This is a genomic window from Corynebacterium sp. TAE3-ERU2 (genome assembly GCF_019209955.1).
In the GTDB taxonomy this organism is placed as follows: Bacteria; Actinomycetota; Actinomycetes; order Mycobacteriales; family Mycobacteriaceae; genus Corynebacterium; species Corynebacterium megadyptis.
Genome location: NZ_JAHUTL010000004.1, coordinates 268,934 through 281,095, shown reverse-complemented (window position 1 = coordinate 281,095; position 12,162 = coordinate 268,934). Strand labels below are relative to the sequence as shown.

Annotated in this window: 6 protein-coding genes; all 6 read right to left on the bottom strand. The window is 64.9% G+C overall.

Translation table 11 applies throughout. From position 1 onward, the window contains the following. Positions 1-76: 76 nt before the first annotated feature. Positions 77-1,618 carry an acyl-CoA carboxylase subunit beta gene (locus KRX12_RS07540; RefSeq protein WP_218364885.1) on the bottom strand — a complete coding sequence of 514 codons (1,542 nt, stop codon included), beginning with the start codon at positions 1,616-1,618 and terminating at the stop codon, positions 77-79. 26 nt (positions 1,619-1,644) lie between these two features. Beyond that, entirely contained in the window at positions 1,645-6,486 is a 4,842-nt protein-coding gene (gene pks13 / locus KRX12_RS07535) for a polyketide synthase Pks13 (protein ID WP_218366227.1), read from the bottom strand. Between the two features lie 145 nt (positions 6,487-6,631). Then, positions 6,632-8,461 (bottom strand): FadD32-like long-chain-fatty-acid--AMP ligase, encoded by a 1,830-nt coding sequence (locus KRX12_RS07530; protein WP_218364632.1) that lies wholly within the window; start codon positions 8,459-8,461, stop codon positions 6,632-6,634. Between the two features lie 167 nt (positions 8,462-8,628). Continuing rightward, positions 8,629-9,531 carry a cutinase family protein gene (locus KRX12_RS07525; RefSeq protein ID WP_218364634.1) on the bottom strand — a complete coding sequence of 301 codons (903 nt, stop codon included), beginning with the start codon at positions 9,529-9,531 and terminating at the stop codon, positions 8,629-8,631. A 5-nt stretch (positions 9,532-9,536) separates the two neighbouring features. Beyond that, positions 9,537-9,983: a hypothetical protein gene (locus KRX12_RS07520; protein ID WP_218366226.1), complete on the bottom strand. Its 447-nt coding sequence runs from the start codon at positions 9,981-9,983 to the stop codon at positions 9,537-9,539. A 24-nt stretch (positions 9,984-10,007) separates the two neighbouring features. After that, a complete protein-coding gene (locus tag KRX12_RS07515; protein ID WP_218366225.1) occupies positions 10,008-11,933 on the bottom strand; it encodes an alpha/beta hydrolase-fold protein in 1,926 nt (641 codons plus the stop codon). Positions 11,934-12,162 lie beyond the last annotated feature (229 nt).

The following is a 12,162-nucleotide window of genomic DNA, read 5'->3' as shown; positions in this document are numbered from 1 at the left end:
GGCACAACAACGCCGGCACCCCACCTCCCTGACGTGGCGGGAGATGGGGTGCGGGTGGGCGTCGATAAGCGCCCTGCTACATCGGAATAATGGTGTGCTTCTTCGGCAGATCCTCCACCTGCTTCGTGGCGAGCTGGCGGAAAGCCTGGCGCAGCGCCACGCGGGTGGTATTGGGTTCAATCATGGCATCCACATAGCCGCGCTCAGCCGCCACATAGGGGCTGGTCATGTTCTCGTCGTAGAAGTCCATGAACAGCTTCTTCATATAGGCGCGCTGCTCCTCCGGCATCTGCGCCAGCTTCTTGCCCTGAATCATCACGGCCGCGGCGGCCGCACCCATCACCGCGATCTGGGCGGTGGGCCAGGCAAGGTTGATATCGCCGGAAAGGTTCTTCGACCCCATCGCCGCATAGGCGCCGCCATAGGCCTTGCGCACAATCAGCGAGACCTTGGGCACGCTGGCCTCCACCAATGCGAAGGGCAGCTTGGCGCCACGGTGGATCAAGCCCACCTTCTCCTGCTGCACCCCGGGCAGGTAGCCGGGGGTATCCACCACGAAGAGCAGCGGAATATTGTAGGCATCGCAAATGCGGATGAAGCGGGTGGCCTTATCGGAGGCATCGGCATCAATACAGCCCGCATAGTGCAGCGGATTATTGGCCACAATGCCCACCGACTTGCCATCGATACGGCCGAAGGCGGTGATGATATTTGGCGCGAAATTCTCCTGAATCTCCAGCACATCATCGCTATCGAGCAGCTTCGGCAGCAGCTCCTGCATGTTGTAGCCGGCGTTCGTATCATCCGGCATAAACAGATCGAGCTCGCTGGCCTGGGCCACGTCCTCATCGGCAGGCGCCCAGAACTCCGGCGCCTCATCGAAGCAGGTCATGGGCAGATGCGCCATGAGGTCCTGCACATAGGCGAAGGCCTCGTCTTCCGAGGACGCCACATAGGAGACATTGCCGTTGAGCTCCTGCTCGCGGGCACCGCCCAGCTCGGCGGAGGTGATCTCCTCGCCGGTGACCTCCTTGATCACTGCGGGGCCGGTGACATACATTTCGGCACGATCCTCCACCGCCACCACGAAGTCGGTGGTGACCGGGGCGTAGACGGCGCCGCCGGCGCACTTGCCCATCATGATGGAGATCTGCGGGGAACGGCCCGAGAGCGGCATTTGGCGGCGGGCAATCTCGGAGTACATGGCCAGCGAGGTCACGGCGTCCTGAATGCGGGCGCCGCCGGAATCCTGAATACCAATCACTGGGCAGCCAATCTTGATGGCCATGTCCATGATCTCGCACACCTTGCGGCCGAAGGTCACGCCCACCGAACCGCCATAGACGGTCTTATCGTGGGCGTAGATCGCCACGGTGCGGCCGTCAATGCGGCCATAGCCGGTGACCACGCCGTCCGAGTAGGGAGCATCCGCCTCGTCTGGGGTGCGGCCCAAGGCGCCGACCTCCACGAAGGAGCCGGCGTCCAGCAGCCGGGCGATGCGCTGGCGCGGCGTGGTCAAACCTGCCTCGTCGCGCTTACGGCGAGAACGCTCACTGCCGGGATCCTGCGCCTTTTCCAGGCGTTGGCGCAGATCAGCGAGCTTCTCAGCCGTGGTCATCGGATTCACTATCGTTTATCCTCTTGCTACTCGAGTTCAACTATGCGGCGGCTCAGATATGAGCCCACCTTTGCAATCTCGGGCTCATCCACCACTGCGAGGTGATCGCCCTTGAGGTGCACAATTTCTAACTCATCCACGATACTCGACCATCCGCCATCTTCGTCAATCGACGCGTAGCGTGGCTCTAACTCGATTGCGCCATCGTGCATCCGCTCCGCGCGGAAGAGCACCACTGGGCACTGCACCTCCGCCCAGGTGTGGAAATCCACCTGATCGAGGATGCGGTTATCCACAAAGCTGGCCCGCTGATGCTCCAGCACCCCGGCGCTCAAACCGTGCTCGCTGGCATCGGTGGTGGCGAGGAATTCCGTGAGCATTCCCAGCAGCGCCTCCTCACCGGCGGACTCCAGCAAGTCATAGGGCACGGGGAAGTCGATGCCATAGGTTTTCTTGGCGAAGGCCGCATAGCGACCCCAGCGCGCCTTGGTCTCCTCCAGGGTGTCCGGCACCTTCTCCGAGGGCTGCACCGTATCCAATAGCGCCACCAGCTTGGGCTCATTCGCCGTGCCCTGAAGTTGGCGGGCGACCTCCATGGCCAGCGCCCCGCCGAAGCTCCAGCCGCCCAGCACAATCGGGTGGCCATCCGCCCGGGCAACGATATCGTCCACGTATTCCGCAGCGCGCTCCGCGAAACTTCCCTCGAGCCGCTCCACGCCATAGACCGGAATCTCCTCCGGCAGGCGCCGCATCAGCGGCTGGTACACCACCGAGGAGCCACCCGCCGGGTGGAACATGAACAGCGCCGGGGATGTGGAGCCCTCGGGGCGTTCCCGCAGCACCCGAATAGTGCCCTCTACCTCGGTTTCGAGCCCCTCGCGCACCAGGTTGGCCAGCGTTTCCAGGCTCTCGGCCGCGCGCACCGCATCCGCGGAGACGTCCACGCCGCACCGCTCAGTAAGCCGGGCCGCCATTTGTTCGGCCTGCTCCTCGCTGATTTCCGGCAGCGCGCTCGTCACACCCCGCGCCGCCCGGCCCGTGATGGTGGCCCAGGTAGCAAAGACGAGGCGCTCCGAGGCGTCACGCGGGGCGACACCCACGCCGTTGCTCTCCTCGCTGGGTCGCTTATCGACGTCGTCCTCTGGCGCGGCAGCGTCCTGCTCGGCGGTCTCCGGCTCGGCGGCGGGCTGCTGCTCGGCCGCGGTCGCCGCAGTGCTCTCTGCTGTGGCCTCTGCGGCGGTGTCGCGGCTGTGCACCTTCTCGGTGACGATCTGCACCACATCGGCCACGGAGGCATCGCGCAGCGCCTGCACCTGCAGCGGCGGGATCTGGAAATCGTGCTCGATGCGATTCTTAATGCGCATACCCATGAGGGAATCGAGGCCGAGATCGATCAGGGGCAGCTCGGCGGGCAGATCTTCCAAGTCATAGCCCATCGACTCCGAGACGATCATGCGCAGTCGCTCCTCCACGGTTTCCCCAGAGGCGGGGTCCCAGACCTGCACACCGAATTCCGCATCCTCCACCCCAGGGGGCGGGGTGGCTGCAGCGGCGCCGGCAGCCGGAGCCGCCGGGCCGGGCTTGGCGGTGGTGGCCTCGGCGATGCTCGGGGCGGCGGCGAAGCCTTCCGCTACCAGCGTGCTCTCCCTGCCGGAGATGGCGTAGACGCGCACATCCACGCCACCAAGGGAGGTGGAGGCCGTGGTGGTGATCTCGCCGGTGGGTGCCAGCGGGTTGCGGTCCTCGACGAGCACGACCTGGGCACCGGGCAGGAGGGCCTGGGCGGCGGCGTCGATAAGCGCATGGGAGCTGGGGACCAGATCCGCCTGAGTGGAAAAAGCGACCGTGCCGTCGGGAAGAACCACCTTGGAGCCGGGCAGCTGCGGCGAACCACCGGCCGGGCGGGCAGCCGTCCAATAACGCTGCTTCTTCCAGCGCATGGTGGGAAGCTCCGCGCAGGGGCCATCGCCGAAGAGCACAGAAGCATTCACCGGCTGGCCCTGGACATAGAGCTTGGCGAGGGTCTCGCGCAGCGAATCCGCCGCCGGAACCTTGCGCTTGAGCAGGAACAAGAGCTGCGCATCCGGTTTAGCGACCGAGAAGGCAGTATTCATCATCGGCATGAGCGCCACCGGGTTCGGAGAGATCTCCACCAGGGTCTCATAGCCATGCGCAAAAGCCTGCTCGGTGGCGTCCTGGAACCACACCGAGTGGCGGGTGCAGGTGACCCAGTAGTCAGCACCATGCACCACCTCGCCCGGGGTGTAGACGCGGCCGCGCTCCACCGAGCTGAATAGCGGAATGGATATTGGCTGCGGCTCGATGGGGGCAATCTCTGCATAGAGCTCGCCCAAGATCGGGTCCAGCGCACTGGTGTGCCCGGCACCCTTGACGTTGAGCAGGCGGGCGAACTTACCCTCGGACTCCAGCTGCTCCACGAAGGCGGTGACGGCCTCGCGCGGCCCGCCGACGGTGGTCATGCCGGGGCCGGCATAGACGGCCGGCTCGATCCCCTCGGGGAGATCATCGGAGGCGGTCTCCACCAAGGCCATGGCGCCGAGCTCGTCCTCGGGCAGGGAGCGCTCGCCCTCGCCCATGAGGCGGGAGCGGTGGCAGGCGATCAGCATGGCATCGGCGGCGCTGAGGCCACCGGCCGCATAGGCGGCGGCGATCTCGCCCATGGACATGCCCATCACGGCCGCTGGTTTCACCCCCAGCTCAGCCATGTAGTCGGTGAGCGCGATCTGGATGGCGGTGATGCCCACCTGCGCGGTCTCGGTGTCATAGTTCAGCTCGTCGCTGAGGATGAGCTCCTCCAGCGACCAGCCGGACTCGAAACGAATGATCTCATCCAGCTCGCGGATACGCGCCGCGAATATCGAGGAGGAGGTGAAAAGATCCTTGGCCATCTTGCGATGCTGCGAACCAAAACCGGAGTAGACGAACACCGGGCCGTTCTGGGCGGGGGCATCCGCCACGGCGATACCGTGCGCCTTCTTGCCTTCCGCGACCAAGCTCAGTCGCTTCTGCAATTCCTCGCGATCCTGCGCCACCACGGCGGCCCGGGAGCGGCCATGATTGCGCTTGGCGGTGGCACGAGAGATCTCCACCGGCGTGGCCTCGGGGTGGGCCTCCATCCACTCCACCAGTGCGGCGGCGGCCGCCTTGCGGCGCGAGGGCACCAGCCCGGAGACGGTCACCAGCGCGCCCTCGCCGCCGAGCTGCGGCTCCTGCACGGGGCGCGGCTGCTCATAATCTGCGGCGAGGAACTCAGAGACCACCACATGGGCATTGGTGCCGCCGAAGCCGAAACCGGACACACCGGCCAGTTTGTGGCCGGAGTACTCGGGCCACTCCCGCGGATCCTCCACGGCTTCGAGATGATCGGCGTCAAAGTTGATATAGCGGTTGGGCGAGCTAAAGCCCGCCAGCGGCGGCACCGTATCGTGCATCATGCTCAGCACGACTTTGATCATGCCCGCAGCACCCGCCGCGGACTCGGTATGGCCAAAGTTGGTCTTGGCGGAGCCCAGCAGCAGCGGTTCGGCGTTGCCGCGCTGCGCGCCCAAGACCGCGCCGAGGGCCTGGGCCTCGATGGGATCACCGAGGATGGTGCCGGTGCCGTGGGCCTCCACATAATCCACTGCGGCCGGATCCACCTGGGCATCGGCATAGGCGCGACGCAGCACATCCACCTGGGCTTCCGGGTTCGGGGCGGTCAGCCCATTCGAGCGGCCATCAGAGTTCACCGCCGAGCCCTTAATCACGGCCAAGATGGAATCGCCGGCCGCGAGCGCATCGTCGACACGCTTGAGCACCAGCACTCCCGCCCCATCGGAGCGCACGATGCCCTTGGCATCATCGGAGAAGGCCTTGATCCCCTCTTCCGAGATCACGCCCAGCTCGCCGAAGGCGATAGAGACAAAGGGCGCAGCCAGCACGTTCACGCCGCCAGCGATGGCGGTATCGGCCTCCCCGGCGCGCAAATCGCGCACCGCTTGGTGCACGGCGACCAGCGAGGAGGAACACGCAGTGTCCACGCTCACCGAGGGGCCGTGGAAGTCGAAGGCATAGGAGACGCGGTTCGGCACGATGGAGCTGGCCGTGCCGGTGAGCGCATAGGGGTGCATCTCATTGGGGTCGGCGGAGACCAGCATGCCGTAGTCATTATTAGACGAGCCCATGTACACGCCGGTGCGGGTGCCGCGCAGCGTGTTTGCGGGAATGCCGGCGTGCTCCAGCGCCTCCCAGGTGAGTTCGAGGGTGAGGCGCTGCTGCGGGTCCATATTGGCGGCCTCCACGGGAGACAGGCCAAAGAACTCGGCGTCGAAGCTCTGAATGTCATCGAGATAGCCGCCCGTGGTAGGCACCTTGCTCAAGCGGGCCTGGGTGACCTCATCGGCGGCGTATTCGGACCAGCGGCCCAGCGGCAGATCGCCGGTCATGACCTCGCCGTCGACTACCCGCTCCCACATTTCCGCCGCGGAGGACGCGCCCGGCATACGAGCAGCCACACCGACGATGGCGATATCGTGCGTGCCCGGGGTGAGCACGCCACCCTGCAGGCGCGACGCGGCCGGGGCGGAGCTCGGGGCCGGGGCGTGTGCCCCACCGCCGGAGACGAACTCCGCCAGCGCCCGAATAGTGGGGTGCTGATACGCGACCGTGGCGTCGAGCTGCACCCCCGTGAGGCTCTCCAGCTCGCCGGAGAGAATCACCACATCGCGGGAGGAGAGCCCGAACGATTGCATGGGCGTATCCACGTCCACGTCGTCCACGGATAGCTCAGTGTTCTCGGCTACCCAGCGTGTCAGCCACGCCGACAGCTCGTTCACGGAGGTAGGACCTTGACCCTGGTTCTCGTTCACAACTCACCTAACTACGACAGAAAACGGCCCTCACACCCATGATCCGGTGGAACACACTGAATCCCGGTGGAGGGCCACAGTAACAGCGTTCGCCGCGATACCCGCGGAGAGAAGCCGCCAGAATGCGGCCGTTACCGTTATGTTACTAAATAGTTGCTAGATACTGGCGCTGGCTCACCTTGCGCGCGATCTTTCCGCTCGAAGAACGGGCGATGCCCTCCGGCGGCAGGATGCGTACCTCGTGCGGTTGCACGCCATGGCCCTGCACCACGGCGGCGCGGATATCCTGAATAGCCTGCTCATCGCCGTCTTCCTCGGCCGAGAGATCGCGCTCCGCGAGAATCACGAGCTTCTCCACGTCATCGCCCTCGATGGCAAAGGCAGCCACGCAGTTGGGGCGCACATGCTCGCTTGCCGACGCCACCGTGTATTCAATGTCCTGCGGGTAGTGGTTACGGCCCGCAATCACGATGAGGTCCTTGAGCCGGCCGGTGATATAGAGCTCGCCGTCGAACATCACGCCCAAGTCGCCGGTGGCCATCCAATAGCCGTCCTCTGGAGCGGTGGGCACGCGGGACTCCTCGAGCTTCGCGGCCAGCTTATTGCGGAAGGTGGCCACAGTATCATCGGGGCGATCCAAATAGCCTTGGGCCATATTGTCACCATGCGCCCAGATCTCGCCGATCTGACCATCAGGCAGCTCGGTGCGGGTCTCGGGGTCGACGATGGTGCAGAGCTGCGTCGGCACGGCCTCGCCATTGGAGGCAAAGGCCACGGTGGTCTCCGACTTCTCGCGGATCTCCGCGCGTCCCTCGGACAGGGCCTGGCGATCGAAGTGGCTGATGACCGGGCAATTCCCGCGCTGCGGTGTGGTGACCATGAGCGATGCCTCGGCCAGGCCATAGGAGGGGCGCAGCGCCGAACGGCGGAAGCCCTGCGGCTCGAAGGCGCTGAGGAAGGACTCCACGGCGGCCTCGGTGACCGGCTCGGAGCCGCAGATCAGGCCCTCCACGGCGGAGAGATCCAGATCCTCTGCCCCCTCGGTGTAGCGGGCGGCCAGTTCCAGGGCGAAGTTGGGGGCCACCGTGTAGACGTGCTGATCGCCCTCGCGGCGGCTGAGCTGGTTGAGCCAGCGGGAGGGGCGCTGCACGAAGTCGCGGGGAGACATCAGTTCTTGGGGCAGGCCCAGAATGGTGACGAAGATAGCCAAGATGATGCCCATGTCGTGGTGCAGCGGCAGCCAGGTGGACAGGCGCAGCGGGAACTTGATGTCCACGGCGCGGAAGATTTGCAGCACATTGGTGAGAATGGAGCGGTTGCTCAGCACCACACCCGCCGGGGTGCGGGTGGAGCCGGAGGTGTACTGCAGAAACGCGGGCATATCCAGCGGCAGCATCGCCCGGGCGGCCATGGCCTGCGGATCGGACATGGGGTTGACGTATTTAGCGGCCGTGGAATCCGGCAGCGCGTCCACGGTGAGCACGCGCGGGCGCTCGCTGCCGGGCAGCTCGGCAAAGAAACCGCGCACGGCGGCGGCGGTGCGCTTATTGCTGAGCACGATGCGCGGCTCGCAATCAGCGAAGACGGCCTGCAGGTGCTCGGAGTGGCCCGGCTCATTGGGATCGTAGAGCGGCACGGGCACCGTGCCCGCATAGAGCGCTCCGAGGAAACCAAAGATGTACTCGGGGCTGTTATTGGCCATGATGGCCACCCGATCGCCGCGCTCGCTTACCTGCTGCAGCCGCGCGGCCACGGCCTTGATGCGGGTGTTGATCTGGGAACGCGTGTAGGTGACCAGCTCGCCCTCGCGGCTGGCGCTAAAGTCCCAATAGCTCAAGCACACGCGGTCGCCATCGCCCTGGGCAGCCCCAGCTTGATAGGACATCTCAGCCAGCCCCGCCAAGCTCAGCATGGGAGGCAGAACGATATTGCCTTCGCTATCAAAAAACTTGCCCAACACTGCGTTGAGATCCATTGGCATTACCCCTGTCGATGATGCACGCGCTGTGTCCGCGTGGTGCTTATGTGACTATTGTCAAGTACGGCTACCAGACTATTACTTTGTGGCGCAAAAATTCAAAAAGCGGCGACACGGGCGGATGAACCGTCCCTGTCGCCGCTGCGTGAACCACCGCGGCTGTTCTAGCCGATGAGCTCCTTGGCCCACTGCACCGTCCACTTATCGGCGGTGGTACCAGGCACCACATATTCGTTCTGGGCATACCATGCGTGCACCCCATTGACCTCCAGCATGGCTTGCGCCCGCTCGAGAGCATTGCGCACATCGCGTGGCGCGTCGCAGATCGGATCATCGGGGGCACAAACATCCATGACGCGATCGTTGAGCTCACCGAAGCCCCCGGCGCGGCTGCCCCGCATGGTGGCTCCCGGCACAATAGGCTGCACCACGGCGTTGAGCGGATGCAGGGCGATCTCCGCGCCCACGCCGCCAACCTGAGTACCGGGCACCACGCCCACCCCCGGCTCGCGGCGGCCATCGGCGATCAGCGCCGCGCCCTTGATGCGATCGGCGGGGATGACGCCGCGACCATTGCCGATATCGGAGACGATATCGCCCACGATCACCGCACCCTGGGAAAATCCGGCGAGGATGAACTCGGTATTCGGGCACTGCTGATGAGTGGCCACCAGTTCGGCGTTGAGCCGGTCGATGCCCTCGGTACGGGAATCGTCATAGCTCATCTCAGTGAGCGCATTGATATTGCGGAACTGGGCCGTATAGGGCAGGGTCCAGACCTTCACCTCCTGCTCGCTATAAGCCTCGGCGAGAGGCCGCGAGATAGTGAGCATGAAGGAGCGCTCATTGGCGGTGGGATTCGCGGGGTCATCATCCGCGCTCGACTCCCATGTGCCCGGGGCGGAGATGAACTCCACACGGGGGCAACCATCGGGATCCGCGGCATCGCCATCCGACGCTGCCTGCTGCCCAGAGTTCTGGGGATTGCTCGTGAGCCAATCGCCCACGCCCACCAGAATGACGCCGAGCATGACCACGACGGCAAGGATTGTGAGGAGCTTTTTCATGAGCTCTAGCAGTACGCCTTCTCGGCGGCATCCGCAATGCGGTCCGCCAGCTGCTCAACGTTGAGCTCGCTGCGACCCTGCTGATCCAGCTGCCCCGCGACGGCGTTGAGCAGCACGGAATCGCGCCCCTCTTCGCACACCTCTTGGGCAGTGGCCACCAGTTGGTCCTCCACCCCATTGACATCGACGCCCTTGAGTTCTTCGAAGAACTCGACTTCCTTGGGGTCTCCCGGCTCAGCGCCCGGGATCGACTCGATCTCCCGCGCACTCTGATCCGCCGGAGCCTCCTCGGTGGGCGAGCTCGGCTCACTGGACTTCTTGTCCTTGTCCTGTGTGGACTGCTCGCGGTGCAGAGACTCTACCCTGGGCTCCTTGGGTGCCTCCGAAGTTGAGGAGCCACAGCCAGAGAGCACACTGAGAGCCGCCACGCATAGAACCGCACGCTTCAGCATGGGGGTCCGCCCTTCCTTCATCGCTTATTTCTTCACAATGGTGCCGTTGACAGCCTCAAGGGTGCCACCCTCGAACTGCTGACGCTGCCCACCGGCCGGGATGTCCTCGGTGTCGCTGGTGGGCCAGCCGAGCGGGCCGGTCTCCCACTTCTGCTGGGTCCAGTAGTCGCGGATCGGGCCATTCTTGATGATCTTGGCGCCGGTCTTGGGGCTCCAGTAGATCACGCCGCCCTCGAACTCCTGCAGGGCGCCGCCGGGGATGAGGCGCTCGGCCGCAATCGGGGTGCCGATGCCGGCATCGCCCAGTCCGGAATCCTTGAGCTTCTGCGCAATCGCGCCGATCACGGTGACGGTGCGATTATCCGGGGTGCGGGCAATAACGCCGCCCTGGAATTGCTGCATCAGGCCCTCGCCCACGGCCACCGGCGCTGCGGTCGGGTAGCCGAGGCGACCCCTCTCGTAGTCGCTCTCGCCCCATTCGCGCACAATATCGGCGGGCACGGCCACCGCCCCGGTGTCCGGGGTCCAGTAGATCGAGCCATTCTCGAAGTGGTTATAGCGGCCCACCTTGTCCGGGGTGGCACGCTCGTGCGTCTTCGGGAAGCCCAGCCAGGAGCTGGGGCCACCGATCTCGGAGTAGCGGGCGCTAATGCGGCCGTTGAGTACCCAAGCACCGGTCTTTTCGGACCAGTAGGCGCGGCCATCACGGAAGTCCTGGGCCACACCGCCGGCCACCGGGTATTCGTTGGTGACGCAGTCGCCCCAGCGGCCAGACTTGGTCACCTCGCCAATGGCGCCCTGGGTGATGCACTCGATGCCGCGATCCTCCTTTTTCATGCCGAGTGCATCGGCGATGTGCGGCCAAGCGTTTTTCATCTCGAACTGCCAGTAGGGCCATGCGTGCACCCCAGAGTCACGGAAGCGGACGATCACGCCCACATCGGCCTGCTTGGCCTTGTTCACGAAGGTCTGGGAGCTCAAGCGCGAGAGCACCTCAAGCCCCTGACCGGCGTAGTTCTGCTGATCGGCGGGGTTGCTGGCGCGTCCCGACCCGGCGGAGACATAGACCTTCATGTCCTTCATGGCCTCGATCCCCAGCTTGGGATCGTGGTCGATCCACGCCTGGCTATAGAAGGGGCCCCACATCTTGGCGGCGTTATAGCCGCCGGCATCCGTCATGGCGGCGGTAATAGCCTCCGGCATGCCGGTCGTGGTGGTGTCCAGGTATCCGGAGAAGGATCCGGCGAAGCGGAAGAGATCCGGGCGGTGCTGTGCCAGGTTGAAGGCACCGGTGCCGCCCATCGACAGACCCACCACGGCGCGCTGATCATTGGTCCGGAAGCCCTCCTTGAGCACCGCGGCCATCTCCTGGGTGAGGAAGGTCTCCCACATGTAGTGCTTGCCCTTGTCCGGCTCGAGCCAGTCGGAGTAGAAGGAGGACTCGCCGCCTACCGGCATCACTACGTTGATGTTCTTGTCGGCATAGAACTGCTCGATATCGGTTTCGATCGTCCAGCCGGACTCGTCATCGCGGGCGCGCATGCCATCGAGCGCCCAGAGCGAGGGGAAGGTGGCGTCGGGATTGGCGTACCAGTCGCGGGCCAGCAGCACCTGCACCGGAATCGGCTCGCCCGGCATCGCCGCGGAGTTGATATAGATCTTGATGTGGCGATCGCTGAGGTATTCCACCTTCGCCACGCTCACACCCTCGGGCAGCCCGTTGATCTCGGGAAATTCGGTGCGCACCGGGGTGCGCGACGGGGTGCCCTCTGGACGCAGCGAGTCGGTGAAACCAGAGGAGCTCAGGCTCGAGCCAGGCGTCTGCGCCTGGGCTTGCGGCAGAGGCAGCACGGTGACGGCAAGAGCGATCGACGTCGGGATGGCTGCGAGCGCAATCTTGAGGGAACGTCGCGACGAACCTGTGCGAGGAGCAGAAGTCGAGTTGAACATGTGCTTTCCTTTAAGCGGCGTGGTGGAACCTAGTGCTAGTGAGTGGATAGCTCGCGAACGACAGCGCGAGCATGCAATGCGGCACACGTGACTGCGAGGAGCCAACGGAGAGCCGAACTGCTCGGATTCATCACACTGCGGAGCCGGAAGTTCCCCTCCTCCGGCGCGCGCGGAGTGCGCATTGGAATGTAAGTTTAAGTATAACTTTAGACTTTAGGTTCAGCGACAC

Bases quoted from the DNA above. Each gene is read 5' to 3' on its own strand.
- KRX12_RS07540 (WP_218364885.1), bottom strand. From the start codon at position 1,618: ATGACCACGGCTGAGAAGCTCGCTGATCTGCGCCAACGCCTGGAAAAG.
- KRX12_RS07530 (WP_218364632.1), bottom strand. From the start codon at position 8,461: ATGGATCTCAACGCAGTGTTGGGCAAGTTTTTTGATAGCGAAGGCAAT.
- KRX12_RS07525 (WP_218364634.1), bottom strand. From the start codon at position 9,531: ATGAAAAAGCTCCTCACAATCCTTGCCGTCGTGGTCATGCTCGGCGTC.
- KRX12_RS07520 (WP_218366226.1), bottom strand. From the start codon at position 9,983: ATGCTGAAGCGTGCGGTTCTATGCGTGGCGGCTCTCAGTGTGCTCTCT.
- KRX12_RS07515 (WP_218366225.1), bottom strand. From the start codon at position 11,933: ATGTTCAACTCGACTTCTGCTCCTCGCACAGGTTCGTCGCGACGTTCC.